This is a genomic window from Nonomuraea maheshkhaliensis, from assembly GCF_039529435.1.
GTDB lineage: Bacteria > Actinomycetota > Actinomycetes > Streptosporangiales > Streptosporangiaceae > Nonomuraea > Nonomuraea maheshkhaliensis.
This window is the reverse complement of sequence record NZ_BAAAMU010000071.1, coordinates 43,448-57,965: the sequence shown is the minus strand read 5'-3', so window position 1 is coordinate 57,965 and position 14,518 is coordinate 43,448. Positions and strand designations below refer to the sequence as shown.

12 protein-coding genes are annotated in these 14,518 nt (G+C 70.7%); 4 read left to right on the top strand and 8 right to left on the bottom strand.

What is annotated here, in order from left to right; genetic code table 11:
- From ABFX54_RS36200 to ABFX54_RS36180, 5 genes are all read right to left on the bottom strand, one after another.
- The coding region (locus ABFX54_RS36200; RefSeq protein ID WP_346111220.1) for a hypothetical protein at positions 1 to 185 on the bottom strand (185 nt) is incomplete at its 3' end.
- Positions 175 to 1,161 (bottom strand): sugar phosphate isomerase/epimerase family protein, encoded by a 987-nt coding sequence (locus ABFX54_RS36195; protein WP_346111219.1) that lies wholly within the window; start codon positions 1,159 to 1,161, stop codon positions 175 to 177. The genes ABFX54_RS36200 and ABFX54_RS36195, both read right to left, overlap by 11 nt.
- Complete coding sequence (locus tag ABFX54_RS36190; protein ID WP_346111218.1) at positions 1,158 to 2,087, bottom strand: nucleoside hydrolase; 930 nt, start codon at positions 2,085 to 2,087, stop codon at positions 1,158 to 1,160. The genes ABFX54_RS36195 and ABFX54_RS36190 overlap by 4 nt, the downstream gene beginning before the upstream one ends.
- 51 nt (positions 2,088 to 2,138) lie before the next feature.
- A complete protein-coding gene (locus ABFX54_RS36185) occupies positions 2,139 to 3,446 on the bottom strand; it encodes a hypothetical protein (RefSeq protein WP_346111217.1) in 1,308 nt (435 codons plus the stop codon).
- Positions 3,443 to 4,978: a pectinesterase family protein gene (locus ABFX54_RS36180; RefSeq protein ID WP_346111215.1), complete on the bottom strand. Its 1,536-nt coding sequence runs from the start codon at positions 4,976 to 4,978 to the stop codon at positions 3,443 to 3,445. The genes ABFX54_RS36185 and ABFX54_RS36180 overlap by 4 nt, the downstream gene beginning before the upstream one ends.
- Positions 4,979 to 5,162: 184 nt before the next feature.
- On the opposite strand from ABFX54_RS36180, the gene ABFX54_RS36175 reads away from it, so the two are divergent.
- The 4 genes from ABFX54_RS36175 to ABFX54_RS36160 all read left to right on the top strand — a co-directional run bounded on the left by ABFX54_RS36175 (position 5,163) and on the right by ABFX54_RS36160 (position 9,170).
- Entirely contained in the window at positions 5,163 to 6,431 is a 1,269-nt protein-coding gene (locus ABFX54_RS36175; RefSeq protein WP_346111214.1) for an ABC transporter substrate-binding protein, read from the top strand.
- Positions 6,428 to 7,402 (top strand): carbohydrate ABC transporter permease, encoded by a 975-nt coding sequence (locus tag ABFX54_RS36170; RefSeq protein ID WP_346111213.1) that lies wholly within the window; start codon positions 6,428 to 6,430, stop codon positions 7,400 to 7,402. The genes ABFX54_RS36175 and ABFX54_RS36170 overlap by 4 nt, the downstream gene beginning before the upstream one ends.
- A gap of 6 nt (positions 7,403 to 7,408) precedes the next feature.
- Positions 7,409 to 8,227 carry a carbohydrate ABC transporter permease gene (locus ABFX54_RS36165; RefSeq protein WP_346111212.1) on the top strand — a complete coding sequence of 273 codons (819 nt, stop codon included), beginning with the start codon at positions 7,409 to 7,411 and terminating at the stop codon, positions 8,225 to 8,227.
- A gap of 61 nt (positions 8,228 to 8,288) precedes the next feature.
- Positions 8,289 to 9,170 carry a nucleoside hydrolase gene (locus tag ABFX54_RS36160; protein WP_346111211.1) on the top strand — a complete coding sequence of 294 codons (882 nt, stop codon included), beginning with the start codon at positions 8,289 to 8,291 and terminating at the stop codon, positions 9,168 to 9,170.
- Between the two features lie 31 nt (positions 9,171 to 9,201).
- On the opposite strand, the gene ABFX54_RS36155 is transcribed toward ABFX54_RS36160, so the two are convergent.
- From ABFX54_RS36155 to ABFX54_RS36145, 3 genes are all read right to left on the bottom strand, one after another.
- Positions 9,202 to 11,133, bottom strand: coding sequence for a DNA/RNA helicase domain-containing protein (locus tag ABFX54_RS36155; RefSeq protein ID WP_346111210.1), 1,932 nt, complete (start codon positions 11,131 to 11,133; stop codon positions 9,202 to 9,204).
- Between the two features lie 93 nt (positions 11,134 to 11,226).
- Positions 11,227 to 13,107, bottom strand: a complete 1,881-nt coding sequence (locus tag ABFX54_RS36150) for a DNA/RNA helicase domain-containing protein (protein ID WP_346111209.1) — start codon at positions 13,105 to 13,107, stop codon at positions 11,227 to 11,229.
- Between the two features lie 228 nt (positions 13,108 to 13,335).
- Positions 13,336 to 14,415, bottom strand: coding sequence for a LacI family DNA-binding transcriptional regulator (locus ABFX54_RS36145; protein WP_346111208.1), 1,080 nt, complete (start codon positions 14,413 to 14,415; stop codon positions 13,336 to 13,338).
- Positions 14,416 to 14,518 lie beyond the last annotated feature (103 nt).

Below are 14,518 nucleotides of genomic sequence, written 5' to 3'. Positions count from 1 at the left end.
GCGCCCACCGCGGCGGGGGGGGCGGCCGGGGGGGAGCGCGCCAGCCGCTCGCGCAGCCGCCGCCACTCGCCGATGGCGTCCTGGTCGGGCCGCAACCCGCCGCCCCCCGTCCGCGCTCCCGGGGCCGCCGCGCCGCCGGAAGCCGTATCGGCGGGTGTCGTGATCGTCGTGTCGCTAGGTCGCACGTGCCATCCCGATCGCCGACCAGAGGAGCGCCTGCGCCGCGAGGGCGTCCTGCCGTTCCTGGGCGTCCTTGAGCGCGTCCAGGTCGATCCGGTCGCACACCTCCTCCAGCGCGCGGATGGTCCTGATGCTCTGCGAGAGCGCGCGTACCGGATCCTCCCGAAACGGGAACTGGTCGAGCAGCACCGGCTCGCTCCACCCGATCCGCCGCACCGCGAGCAGGTATTCGATGGTCTCGAACAGGTGCACCGAGGCCACCGGCAGGTCGTCGTCCCAGCCGCGCCAGTTGTCGTTCAGCTCGACCGAGACGAGCTTGCCGCGCCGGTGCACGAGCTGCACCGCCTCGGCCGGCGTCTCCCCGGCCAGCAGCGAGTGGCCGAAGTCCATGACGATGCCCACGTTGGGCTGGCCCGACTCGTCGATGGCCAGCAGCGTACGGGCCGCGTCGGCGAGCGTGATGCGCACCCGCGGTTCCTTCGCCTTGTACTCGATGGCGAACTGCACGTCGGGGTGCGCGGAGGCGAGCTCGCGCAGCGCGTCCACGGTCAGCTCCCACAGCCGCGCGTAGTCGGCCTGGCCGGGCAGGTCGAACCCATCCTGACCGGGCCAGAACTTCACGTAGCCGGCGCCCAGCTCCCGTGCCATGGCGACGGCCTCGTGCACGCGCTCGGCGGCGCGGCGGCGGACCGCCGGGTCGGGGTGGGTGAACGCCCCCTTCACGAACTCCCGCGTGTAGAGGTGCGGGGTGATCGCCCTGGCCCGCAGCCCGCGCTCGGCCAGCGCCCCGGCCAGCTCCGACGCCTTGGAGATCCCGTCGGCGAAGGGCACGTTGATGTCCAGGCATTCCAGCCCGTCCACGGACGCCGCCAGGTCCAGCATCTCCGTCATGGTCCTGGCGGGGCCGTAGCCGTCGGTGGCGTACCTGTCGACGATCTGCCCGAACGCCCATATCCCCGCGCCGAACGTCAGCGCACTCATGGTGCATCGCCTCCTGTTGTGGGATGTGCCTGGCGCCCGGCGAAGGCGCGCAGCTTCGCGAAGAAGTCCTCGTGGATGAACCGGGCGTCGATCGAGTCGTACGTGCGGATCGGCCGGTTGGCGGCGGAGAAGTCGAGGCCGCCGTCGAAGCGGAAGTTCGGCGCGGGCCGCTCGACCCAGGTCCCGCAGTCGGGGTGCAGCATCAGCCCGATCGCGGGGGAGTCGCCGAGCACGCGGAACTCGATCGACCCGCCGTGCTGGCGCTCGTTCCACTCGACCAGTTGCCGGACCAGGTACTCGCCGATCTCGCCGCACGGGGCGACCTTCTCGTCCAGCTCGGCGTAGCCGACGGCCGTCATCCGGTACGTCGGCGCCGGGATCTGCCAGACCTTGACGGCCGAGGAGAAGACGATGTTGGCCGCCACGATGTCGTTGGACAGGTTGAACTCGGGCCTGCCGTCCTGCGGGCCCCGCCCGTCGTATCCGCCGCCGCCGATCCAGATCACGGTGACGTCCCGTTCGGCGATGCGCGGTTCGAGCAGCAGGGCCGCGGCCATGTCGGTCAGGGGGCCGAGGAAGGCGACGTAGAGCGGCTCGGCCACGTCGCGCACGGCCTCCTCGATGATCAGGTCCACGCCGGGGGAGCGCACCGGGGTGCCGGCGTCGGGCAGCGCGTACGGCACCCCGTCCGCCACCGGCACCCGGCCGTCGAGCTTCATCAGCCGCAGCAGCAGCTCGATTTCCCCGCGGCTTTCCTCCAGGCTCCGCCTGGTGCGCCGGTTGCCGAAATGCGCGGGTACCAGCCCGCGAATATCCAGGCTCGGGGAGAGCAGCGCGTGCACGATGGCGAATTGGTCGTCGGCCTCGTTTTTGGCATCGGTGTCGACGATCACTCTGCGCCGGTGGGAAAACGTCCTGCCCGCCATGGGCCCTCCCGAGCGTGAATAACTATTCAATACTGTATCTATATTCTGATATTAGGTTGTGACATTTGCCGTGTCAAGATCCCAGAGGATGACGGAAAGGGCGTGCGGCGAGATCGTGTGGTCGTCGTGCGTGGCGTCCTCCAGCAGGTCCCATCGCCCCCGCTCGGGCCGCCCGCCGGCCAGCAGCCGCACCCGGTCGCGCACCGGGGCCTGATAGACCCGGTGGCTCACGCCGTTGAAGCAGCACTCGTCGAACCGGTTGAGTATCTGCGTCTGGCCCCGGTTCGCGCCGATCGAGGCCATCACGTACATGTCGAGGAAGTCGTCGGAGCTCGCGGCGTAGAAGCCGGGGAACGCGGCCTTCGTCTGCTCGAAGTCGCCGATCGTGGGGCTCGGCTTCGGCGAGGCCGGCCGCAGGAAGAACGGCAGCGAGCCCGCCACCGGATAGCTGCGGGTGATCCGGGGGTCGAGCGCCGCGTAGACGGTCGTCGTCCAGCCGCCGCCGGACAGCCCGATCATCTCGACCGACTCCGGCCGGTACGTCCGCTCCGCGTGGTTGAGCGTGACCGTGAGCGGCTCCAGGAAGAAGGTCAGCGTGGAGAACTCCGCCGTCTCCCACGGGACGAGCTCGCGGTGCGAGGGCGGTGGCAGCATGGTGCCCGGATGGTTCGGGTCCTCGATGCCCTGCGCGTTCCAGTGGTGGAACGGCATCGCGTACACCATGACGCGGTAACCCCGATCGAGCAGGGCCTGCGTGGTGCGGATCATCGTGTCGGGCGGCTCGCCGTGGCCGTTGTGGTACAGCGCCAGGCGGCGGTTCCAGCCCTTGCGGGGGAGCAGGTCGTACACCTTGGCGGCGATCTGATACCTGAGCGGGACCGTCAGCAGGTCGATCCGGCGCACGCCGGTGAGGTCCTTCAGCTCCGCCGGGGCGGCCACGCCCGTCTCGACCTGGGGCAGGGTCCTGGGCGGGCCGGCGCCCTTCCAGATGTAGCCGGCCATGGCGGCGCGCCTGGCCTCGATGTCGCCGGCCGTCGCGATGCCGATCAGCGGCTCGATGTCGACGCCGGCGACGGCCGGGGGCAGGGTCTTGTACTCGGGGCCGAACTTGGCCGCCGCCTCCTGGTTCACCGGGGCCACCGGGCGGGGGGCCGGCTTGCCGCCGGTGTGCGTCCTGCCGGCTCTGGTCTCGACGGCCTGCGCCGCCGCGGCCGGCGCGGCGGTGGTGACCAGGGCGGCGCCGATCCCGCCCAGCACACCTCCCAGCACCCTGCGCCTGCTCGCACTCGCACTCGCACTCGCGCCCGCGCCCGCGCCCGCACCCGAGCTCATGCCTGGGGTGTTCTTTGTGTCCGTCACTTCGCCGCTCCGTCCGCCGATTCGGGGTTCCAGCCGCCCAGCACGTACGCCGGGTCGCTCCACTGAGCCGCCTCGGCGTCGGTGAGCTGCCGGGAGCAGGGCAGCCGCTGCGAGACGTCGACCGGCTCACCGTCCAGGCCGGTGCTGCGGTACTCCCAGAACGAGGCCGACTGGGCCTGGGCGCAGTCGTTCGGGTCGATCTGCCAGCCCACCGGCGCGATGTGGGTGCCCATCTTCGTGTCGATGAACACCGCCTGGCTGTGCGTGAACCGCCACACCGCGGCCCGGCTGAGCATCACCGACCCCGCCGGCACGCCGGGCGCCTGCGTCAGCCGCGTGCGCACCAGCACGATCCCCGGCCGCGTCTCGTCGTTGCGGCTCTGCGTGATGTAGCCGGAGTCGGTCGACTCCAGCACCGAGTCCTGGATGAACACCGTCCCGGTGCCCCAGATGAAGTCCGTGTCACCGCTGATGCGGCTGTCGGTGACGAACCCCTTGCCCTGGAGCCGCAGTGTGTCCTGGTTGCTGCGCAGATCCACCCGTTCCAGGACGATGCGCTCGTTGTTCCCGCGGAACGCCTCCGCCTGCGAGCCGCCGTCCGGCGTCGTGTTGTGCACGGTGAGGTCGGCGAGCCGGAAGTCGGCCGCGTCCACGCCGAACGTCTGCCGCCAGCAGTTGTGCAGGTCCGAGGTCTCCAGCACGCGGCGCGGGCACACGTCCGCCGGGCCGCCGTCGGCCAGCGCCTTGTCGCCGTTGCGCAGGTCGTTGTTCGGGTACGCGATCACGGTGCGTCCCGCGCCGGCGCCCTTCACCGTGAGGTGCGGCCGGTCCTCGCGGACGTACACGATCTCGGTGTAGACGCCGGGCTTGACGTCGATGGTGACCGGCCGCCGGTTCCCGGTCGGCACGGCGTCGATCGCGCCCTGCACGGTGCAGAAGTCGCCGTCGCCCGCGGCCGAGACCTTGAGGCGGCGGGGGTCGCCGTGCGGCGGGCGCTTCCTGGTCCTGAACCGCCAGTCGTCGGGGTCGCGCACGCCGTCCCATCCGGGAAAGACGTCGGGATCGACGGTGACGTAGTACTCCTCGCCGTACTCCAGCGGGTGGTGCGGGTAGACGGAGGCCCGCGTGCCGTCGATCATGATCGACTCGTACGAGAAGTCGTGCGGCAGCCCCGTGTCCGAGACGGCGGCGCCGATGTTCTTCCTGTCGGTCTTCGCGGTGGCCGCCTCGACGCGGTCGGCGAGCGTGCCGTCCGCGCGGCGGATCTCGATCGCCCCCGAGGCGCCGAGCGCGGGCGCGCCGCCGGGGAAGGTGATCGTCAGCGGCGCGTCCACGCACGTCCCGAAGCCCCGCCCGGGGACCGAGAACCGCGGGCCGCCGCCGGCGGCAGCCGTCGTCCGGGAGGTGGGGGATGACGGTGACGTCGCAGGTCGCTGGGGCTCGGGGGAGGACGCGGACGCGGTGCCGGGCGGCGTCCCTGAGGCGAGCGCGGTCACCGCCGCCGTCACGAGAACCGGGATCTTTGCCTTCACATTCGGCCTCTCTATGCGCGAATGGATAGTTGGCTTTGAATATATATGTAGACCTGCTGACAAGATCGGTCAAGGGCGATGAGCCTTGTCCGTGCCCGCACCTTCGTGACATGCTGTCGGCCACGCCTGAAGTGACACGTGTAGACTCCGGGAACGACCTGGTCAACGGCCAGAAGGAGCAGTCATGAAGAAGAGCCTGGCCCTCGTGAGCCTCCTGGCCGTGCTGGCGGCGGCCGGATGCGGATCGGGAGACGCCGGCGCGAACACGCTCAGCTTCCTCGGCCCGGAAGACCCCAAGACCTTCCAGCCGGTGATCGACGGCTTCGAGGCCAAGCATCCCGGGGTCGAGATCGCGTACACGCAGATCCCGTTCGACCAGCTCAACAGCACGCTCCAGCAGCGGCTGGCGGCCGAGGACGAGACCATCGACGTCTACACCGTCGACCAGCCGCGCGTCTCCGCCCTCGCCGCCCGCGGCTTCCTCCTGGACCTCAGCGACTGGAAGGAGCGCGTCAAGCAGGCGGCGCTGCCCGCCCAGTACGACGTCAACGAGTTCAGGGGCAAGCTCTGGTCCGTCCCCATCTGGACCTCCGACCAGTTCCTCTTCTACAACAAGACCCTGCTGAAGCGGGCCGGCGTCACCCCGCCGTCCAGCGACCCCGCCGAGCGCTGGACGTGGGAGCGTACGGTCGAGGCGGGCAAGCAGGCGCAGGCCAGGGGCGGAGCCCAGTGGGCGCTCATCCCCGAGCAGATCGAGCAGTACTACCAGCTCCAGAGCCTGCCCGAGTCGCTCGGCGGCGGATCCGGCATCACCGGCGCCGACATGCTCACCCCCGCCCTGACCACCGACGGCTGGCTCAAGGCGATGACCTGGTACCGGGACCTGTTCGCGGGCGGGCTCGCCCCGCGCGGGGTCGGCTCGTTCCAGACCTCGCCGCTGTTCACCGAGGGCAAGGTCGCCTTCTTCGCCGGCGGGCCGTGGGACGTCGGCACGTTCGGGGCGGCCGGAGATCTGGACTGGGGGGTGGCGCCGTACCCCTACTTCGAGGGCGGCAAGCAGGTCACGCCGACCGGCTCGTGGTCCTGGGGCATCAACCCGGCCTCCAAGAAGCAGCGGCTGGCCCGCGAGTTCCTGGAGTACGCCGCCCTCGACCCCGAGGGCAACCTGCTGACCACCAAGGCCAGCCCCATCATCCCGGCGAACCGGGCGGCCTTCGAGAAGTACGTCCCCACCCTCGACGCCCTCGCCGGCGAGAAGAGCAGAGGCGCGGGCGCGATCCTGACCTACGACGCCGATCACACGGCCGTGGCGCGGCCCCGTTCGGTCGGCTACATCCAGTTCGAGGACATCATGACCAAGACGTTCGCCGACATCCGCAACGGCGCCGATCCCAAGACGCGGCTGGAACAGGCCGCGCGGGAAGCCACCACCGCCTGGGCCCAACTCCGATGACCACCCCACCCTCCACCCCGCAGTCCTCCACCCCGAGGCCCTTCACGCCGAGGCCCCTCACCCCGAGGTCCTCCGCCTCAGGGCAAGCCCTCACCCCGAGGCGGCCCCGCTTCGCCGACCGCCCGGCGGCGGTCGCGCTGGCCTTCCTCGCCCCCGCGCTCGTCGCGCTGCTCGTCCTGCGCCTCCTCCCGGCCGGGATCGCGTTCGTCAGCAGCCTCAACCACACCAGCCTGCTCACCGGCGAGACCTACTTCGTCGGCCTGCGCAACTACGCCACGCTCTTCTCCGACCCCACGTTCCTGCAGAGCGTCCGCGTCACCCTGCTGTTCAGCGTGATCGTCAACCCGCTGCAGATCGCCGCCGCCCTCGCCCTCGCCGTCCTGTTCACCCGGCGCTTCGCCGGCGTGCGGTTCCTGCGGGTGCTGGTCATCCTGCCGATCGCAGTCCCGCCCGCCGTCTCCGCGGCCGTCTGGAGCGTCGCCTACCGCCCCGACGGCCTGCTCAACTCCCTGCTCACCGTGCTCGGCCTCCCGCCGCAGCCCTTCCTCACCTCACCCGGCCAGGCCCTGTGGTCGCTGATCGTGCTGCTGTCGTGGATCGGCGTCGGGTACTGGATGATGTTCCTGATCGCCGGTCTCCAGGACATCCCGACCTCCCTGTACGAGGCCGCCGCCATCGACGGCGCCTCCGCCTGGCGCCGCTTCTGGCACGTCACACTGCCCCTGCTGCGCCGGCCGCTCGCGTTCGTGCTGGTGGCCGACACGGTCGCGAACTTCCTCGTCTTCGCCCCCGTCCAGATGCTGACCAACGGCGGCCCGGAGGGCTCCACGAACGTGACCATGTACGACATCTTCACCCGCGCCTACACCGTGGGAGACCTGAGCCTGGCCCAGGCCGAGGTGATGCTGCTGGTGCTGCTCGTCCTCGCCGTGGTCGTCGTCCAGTTCCGGCTCCTGCGCGGGAAGGACTGAGCCCCCGTGTCCAGACGCCTCTACACCCTGCTCGCCACGGTCATCGGGCTCGCCTTCGCGCTGCCGCTGCTGTGGGCGCTGTCCAGCTCGCTGCGCGGCGGGTCGGAGATCTTCCAGCACATCTCGCGGCTGTCGTGGGAGACGCTCGTACCGGCCTCGCCCACGCTCGCCAACTACGGCGCTCTGGCCACCGGCGCCTTCGGCCGCGCCATCCTCAACTCCCTCTTCGTCGCCCTGGTCACGGTGGCGGCCGGCCTGCTCATCTCCGCCGCGGCGGCGTTCGGCCTGTCGGCGCTGCGCTTCAGGGGACAGGGGGCGCTGTTCGCGATCGTCGTGCTCAGCTTCCTCATCCCGTTCGACGCCATCGCGATCCCGCTGGCCACCCTCTTCCGCGACTGGGACCTCACCAACACCTACGCCGGCCTGATCCTGCCCGGCCTCGGCCACGGCCTGGCCATCTTCCTGCTGCGCCAGTTCTTCCTCGCCATCCCCGGCGACCTGGTGGAGGCCGCCCGCATCGACGGGCTGGGCTGGTTCGGGGTGTTCGCCCGGATCTACCTGCCGCTCTCCCGGCCCGCCCTGGTGAGCGCCGGTCTGACGCTGTTCATCTTCCAGTGGCAGTCGTACGTCTGGCCGCTGCTCATCGGCACCGGCACCGACCACCAGCTCGGGCCGATCGCGCTGGCGAACATGCGCGGCCAGTTCACCATCGACTACGGCCAGCTCTTCGCCGGCTCGATCGTGCTGACGGTCATCCCGCTGCTGATCATCCTCCGCTTCCAGCGCCACTTCACCCAGTCCATCGCCACCACCGGCCTCAAGTAGCGTCACGGTGGGGACAGCAACGCCCGCTCGACCACCCATCCTCATTCCACGAAAGGTCTCCATGGCTGCCCGGACCCCCGCACACGTCGTCTTCGACACCGACATCGGCTCCGACGTGGACGACGCGCTGGCACTCGCCGTCCTGTTCGGCTCCCCGGAGGCGGACCTGCGCGGCGCCACCACCGTGTACGGAGACACGCTGCTCAGGGCCCGCCTGACCAAGCGCCTGGCCCGCCTGGCCGGCCGCTCCCTGACCGTCGTCCCCGGCACCGCCGAGACCCTGACCGGCAGGCCCGTCTGGTGGGCGGGGCACGAGGGCCGGCTGTTCACCGACCTGGACACGGAGACCGCCGACCCGGGGGACGCGGTGGCCTACCTCGTCGACCGGGTCACCGCCGCGCCCGGCGAGGTGGACGTGGTCGCGGTCGGCCCCCTCACCAACATCGCCACCGCGATCACCTCCGCCCCCACCTTCGCCCGCGACGTACGGCACCTGTGGATCATGGGCGGCCGCTTCGATGTCGCCGAGCCCGAGCACAACCTCAAGTGCGACCCGGAGGCGGCGGCCGTCGTCTTCGGCTCCGGCGCGCCGATCACGGTGACCGGCCTGGAGATCACCACCACCGTTCGGCTGGACGCCACCGACGTCGCCGCCATCGCCGCGGCCGGGCCGCTGGGGGAGGCGCTGAAGGCGGAGATCGAGCAGTGGTGGCGGTTCTGGAACGAGGAGTGGAACTGCCCGCACGACCCGATCACGGTGCTGACCCTGCTCGCACCGGACCTGTTCACGTTCAGCCCGGAAGGCCGGGTGACGGTGCAGCCCGACGGGACCAGCAGCTTCGCACCGGGAGGCGGCCGCACCCGCATCACCACGGCCGCGCCGGCCCGGAGAGTGGCCCAGGAGATCGTCCACCGCATCGTCTCCGCCGCCACCCCGGCCTGACCGACGTCGCCGCCCCTTTCCGGTCGGCCGGTCAGGCCGGCGGCCCGCCCACGAGCTCGCGCAGGAACTCCTGGGTCTCGGGATCGACCGCGTAGAGCACCACCCCCGCGAGCCCTCGGGTCAGGAGCACCTTGTAGGTGTTGCGGACGAGCCGGTCGAACTGCTCGTGGGTCACGGTCGACTTCGTCAGATCCTTGTCGTGGCTGCCCGCGCGGTCGGGGATCATCCGCCCGCCGCGGGCGAGGAGGTCAGGCCCGATGATCACGCCGGCCCAGTCGAACTCCAGCCCTTGGGCGGTGTAGACGCAGCCGATCTGGCCGAAGCCGCCCGGGGAGGTCGCCCAGATGTGACTCGGCGGGGCCTGCCCGACCTTGGAGGTGCTGTTGGCGTTCCAGGGACGTTCCCAGCCGTCGATCTTCACGTCGGGGACCAGGCTCTTGTCCGCGTTCGGCTTGCTCCACGGCCAGCAGTAGCCGGCGGTCATCCGCGCGGTCCAGCCGTCGGCAAGCTTGGCCCCGAGCACGGACTCCATGCAGGCCGGCGACTCGGCCACGATCACCTCGAAATTCTCGTCCCCTTCCCACGGCTCGGGCAGGGCGTCGCCGTCCCACTCCGCGTCCTCTCCGCCGAGACCGAGCAGCCGCCGGACCCACAGGTCGTAGGCGACACTGCCGCCGCACCGCCACTGACCTTCGAGCGAGATGTGGTGATGGCGTACGTTCAGCCGCTGGGCATGAGCCTTGATCGCGGCCAGGGTGCCGACTTCACCGGGCTTGACCACCTGATGTTCGTCGAGGAAGAAGACAGGCACCCGGGCGGCGTTGATCAGGTCCTCGATCTGCGGGTTGTCACTGCACTTCTCCCTGCGGAAACGGTCGAAGGACTTCAGCCGGGCACGATGAGCCTCGTCGGCGATCAGGATCTCGGCCTCGTTGGGGCGCGCCTGCGCGAAGTCGTTGAAGTACCTGAACAGGTTCCGCAGCTCTTTGTCGCCGCCCGTGACGAAGCGGCGCATCGTCTCGGTGAAGGCCCTGGACCCGGTGGCGTACCACGTCCTGCGCTTGTCCTGGGTCATGTGGCGCAGGAGTTCCATGGCCACCGCGGTCTTGCCGCTGCCGGGACCGCCGGTGATGGTCACGACACGTTTGGTGTTCGCGGCGAAGGCGCTCTCGACCGCGTGCCGGACGATGTCGAACGCCGTCTGCTGCTGGTCGAGGAGGATGAAGGCGTCCCGGCCCTTGAGCACCTCCGCGGCCTTCTTGAGCAGCGGCTGATTCGGCTGGACCCGCCCGTTGAGCAGTCGCTCCGCCGCCTGCCGTCCTTCGCCGTCGCCGAAGCGGCCGCTGAGGTAGTCGATGAACGCGCCGCGCTCCGTCTTCGTGTAGAGCCGCACGTTCTCGTCCAGGGCCAGCTTGAACAGGTCGCGCACGCTGTGCCGGGTCGCGTTGTGCAGGTAGACGACGCCTTCCACGGCTTGCGGATCCCCGTCCAGCGCGCTGCAGTTCTCCACGAGCCGGCGGCGGTAGCCGGACACCTGGATGACGGGATGGGTGTCGTACTCGTTCCGGCTGCCCGGCACGACCACCAGCTTCTCGTCCTCCTCGTACAGCTCGGCCTCGCTCCACTGCTTGAGCTCGACGACCACGAACAGATCCTTGCCCCTCCGCCGATCGGTGCCAGCGAGCACGGCGTCCGCCGAACTGCGCCTGTTGTGGGGCATCGGATATTCGAGCATCACCTCGATCCGGCCGAGCCCGGCGTCGCGCAGGTCCCGGACCAGCGCGGACACGCTGTTGGTCCACGCCCGCAGCTGGCTCTTGGTCGCCGGTCGCCCCGTCTGACGCTGCGTCGCCTCGGCGAGCGAGGCGGTGAACGCCTTCTCCATCTCCGAGGTGGGCGCGGTCAACGCGGCGAAGAGCTGGTCCACCGACCCCACGTAGGCGGGTGCGGGTGGCTTGGCCATGCGATACCCCCAGGGCACGAGTGATTCGTGCGGTGTGGGGGCGTGTCCGGATCACCGGAAGCCCGTCGGGCCGCTTCTGACAGTGGTGCTGAGCTATGCGGCGGGCAGCAGCCGCCTCAGGAACGTCTGGGTCTCGGCGTCGGCCGAGTAGAGGAGGGTGCCGAGCATTCCGCGGGTCAGCAGGACCTTGTAGGTGTTCCTGATCAAGCGGTCGGCCTCCTCGTCATCGGTGCCGCGAGTGAGAGCCGGGTCCCTGCTCGCCGCTCTGACCGTGATCAGCCGGCCGTTCCGCGCGACCAGGTCGGGCCCGATGATCACGCCGTTGTAGTCGTACTCGAAGCCCTGAGCCGTGTAGACGCAGCCGACCTGCTCGAAACCACCGTCCATGGTCGCCCACAGCGCGCTCGCGGGGGCCTGGCCCACGGCTCGGTCGCCCTTGACGTTCCAGGGGCGGGTCCAGTCGCCGATCCTGACGTCGTGGACGAGCGTGCCGTCCTTGCGCGGCTCACTCCACGGCCAGCAGAAACCGGCCGTCATCCGGGCGGAGTAGCCCGCGTCCAGCTTCGAGCGGAGCAGGTCTTCGAGCCGCCGGGGCGAGTCGGCCGCGGCGACCGTGAAATGATCGTCCCCCGTCCACACTTCGGGGAGGCCGGGTTCCAGCCCGAGCAGGCGCAGCACCCAGTTCTCGTAGGCGCGGCTGCCGCCGCAGCGGAACTGCTCGTCGAGGGAGACCTCCTGGACACGCACCCCGCGAGCCCGCGCGTGCGCCCTGATCTCGGCGACGGTGCCCATCTCCCCAGGCCGTACGACCTGATGCTCGTCGAGCAGGAAGACCGGCACCCGCGCCGCGTCGATGAGCTCGTCGACCTGGCGGCGGTCGCCGCGCAGATGGGCGGCGGTGTAGCGGGTCTGCGAGGTCTCCCGGATCCGATGGGCCTCGTCGCAGATCAGCACATCGAGGTCGTCGGGACGGGCCTTCGTGAAGCCGTTGAAGTATTTGAACAGGCTCTTCACCTTCGATGACCCTCTGCCCGGCACCCGTCGCAGCGTCTCGGTGAACGAACGGGACCCGGTGGCGTGCAGGACGGCCCGCCCCTGCCGCGACAACTCGCCCAGCAGGGACAGGGCGATGACGCTCTTGCCGCTGCCCGGCCCGCCGGTGACGATGACGACCTCCTTGGCACCCGCCCGCCGCGCCCGCTCGACGGCGTGCTGGACGAGTTCGTAGGCCAGCCGCTGTTCGGCGAGGAGAACGAACTGCTCCCGTTCCTTGATCTCCTGGGCCGCGAGCGCGAGCAACCGCTTCGACGGACGGATCGCGCTCTCGAGTAAGCGGTCGGCGGCGTCGGCGCCGGGCCGCGGCGCGAACTGGCCACGCAGGAACCGGAGAAAGTCCGCGCGCCGGCTCCTGGAGAACATCCGGGCCCGCCCGTCGCCCGCCACCGGGTACAGATCCCGTACGTCCGGGTCGGCCGCGTTGTGCAGGTACGCCACACCGGTGAGGGCATCGTCGCGCCCGTCGAGCACCTCGGTGAAGTCGGCGAGGTAATCGCAGTAGCCCTGCACCTGCAGCGCCGGATGCAGCCGGGGAGCGCCGGGCCATCCCTCCACCAGCACGAGCTCGGGATCGTCCTCGTACAGCTCGGCCTGGCTCCACTGCTTGAGCTCCACCACCATGTAGGCGTCGCGCCCGGTGCGCGGGTTCACGCCCGCGAGCACGACGTCGGCGCGCTTGCTGGTCAGCGGAAGCTGGTATTCGATCAGCATCTCGACCGCGCCCAGCCCGGCGTCGAGCAGGTCACGGGCGAGCACGGGAAGGCTGCGGTCCCAGGATCGCGACTCCGCGGGGGAGGGGCTGATGTGCGCGGTCCTCCCGAGGTGCTCCGCGATGGCCTCGCTGAGCCGCCGCTCGGGGATCGAAGCACTGGTCACGAGCTTGACCAGGCTTTCGGCGGAGTGCCGAAACGCCGTCACGGACCTACCCCCAGGCAGCACGAGAGACTCGTGCGGTATGGGGGCGTGTCCGGAGATCAGCCGATCCGCGGAAGCCCGTCGGGCCGCATCACTACGACAGGCAGATTACCTCGATCAACCGACGTTTTCCCGCGAAGGCGGCTCGTCGTTCCGCGGGGCCGGATCGCCTGCCGCAGGGCCGCCTCTGGGCCGCCTCTGGCCGGGACCGGGGCGGTACGGACGTGGGGTTCAGCGGTGGAGGCGGGGTTCCGGGCAGCCGCAGGAGCCTCGGGTGATCAGAGTGGCGGAGAAGATCTCCGTCAGGGGCTCCTCGTTCTCCTTCTCGATCGCCGCCACCAGGGTTTCCGTGGCGCGGCGGGCCATCTCGGCTATCGGCTGGCTGATCGTGGTCAGGCCGGGCACCGTGTACGCCGCCTCCCTCGCCCCGTCGAACCCCACCACTGCCACGTCCTGCGGCACCCGGAGCCCGAGGTCGGCGGCGGCGCGCATGGCGCCGATGGCCTGGGTGTCTATGGAGGCGAACAGGGCCGTGGGGCGCTCGGCCGAGGAGAGCAGGCGCAGCGCCGCGTCATAGCCGCCCTCCAGGCTGAACTCCCCCTCCGCGATCAGGTCGTCCGCCCGCAGGTCGGCCGCCGTCGGTTCGGCCGGGGTGAGCGGGCTCGTCGCCGGTCCGGGCGGGAGGAGAGCGGACTCGCGCAGGGCTCGTAGCCGGCCGATGGCTCTGAGGCGGACGGGGGTGATGTCGAGAGGGCCGCCGATGTAGCCGATCCGCCGATGGCCGTGCTGGACGAGGTGGCGGGTGGCCTGGTAGCCGCCCTCCTCGTCGTCCACCGCCAGCCGGGAGAAGTGGGGCGGCGCCGCATGGTCGATGGTGACGACCGGGACGCGGCCCCGCATCTCCTCGGCCCGCTCAGGCGTGATGGGTACGCGCATCAGCACCAGCCCGTCCACCTGGTGCTCCATGAAGCGCCTGACGTAGCCCTCCGCCCGCATCGGGTCCTCGGCGGAGTTGCCCAGCAGCACCGAGTAGCCCCGCTGCCAGGCCACCTCCTCGCAGGCCCGGGTGAACTGGCTGAAGAACGGGCTGGTGCCGCCGGTGTTGCCGGAGGCGATCACGCCGATGGTCCACGTACGGCGGGCGCGCAGCGACCTGGCCACCGCGTTGGGCCGGTAGCCGAGCTCCGCCACCGCCGCCAGCACCCGCCGCCTGGCCGCCTCGGAGACGGGCTTGGGGCCGTTGTTGATCACATAGCTGACCACGGCGGCGGAGGTGCCCGCCAGGCGCGCCACGTCGTTGCGCGTCACCATGCTCGTCCCACCCCGGCTCTCACGAGCACAGCTTACGGTCCGCCGGTCCCTTCAGGGCCGCGTGAGGTGAAGCCGGGCCGTCCAGGCCGCGTGAGGCTGAGCA

What these genes read in the sequence shown, in the direction of transcription:
- ABFX54_RS36195 (WP_346111219.1), bottom strand. Translation starts at nt 1,161, where the DNA reads ATGAGTGCGCTGACGTTCGGCGCGGGGATATGGGCGTTCGGGCAGATC.
- ABFX54_RS36190 (WP_346111218.1), bottom strand. Translation starts at nt 2,087, where the DNA reads ATGGCGGGCAGGACGTTTTCCCACCGGCGCAGAGTGATCGTCGACACC.
- ABFX54_RS36175 (WP_346111214.1), top strand. Translation starts at nt 5,163, where the DNA reads ATGAAGAAGAGCCTGGCCCTCGTGAGCCTCCTGGCCGTGCTGGCGGCG.
- ABFX54_RS36170 (WP_346111213.1), top strand. Translation starts at nt 6,428, where the DNA reads ATGACCACCCCACCCTCCACCCCGCAGTCCTCCACCCCGAGGCCCTTC.
- ABFX54_RS36160 (WP_346111211.1), top strand. Translation starts at nt 8,289, where the DNA reads ATGGCTGCCCGGACCCCCGCACACGTCGTCTTCGACACCGACATCGGC.
- ABFX54_RS36155 (WP_346111210.1), bottom strand. Translation starts at nt 11,133, where the DNA reads ATGGCCAAGCCACCCGCACCCGCCTACGTGGGGTCGGTGGACCAGCTC.
- ABFX54_RS36145 (WP_346111208.1), bottom strand. Translation starts at nt 14,415, where the DNA reads ATGGTGACGCGCAACGACGTGGCGCGCCTGGCGGGCACCTCCGCCGCC.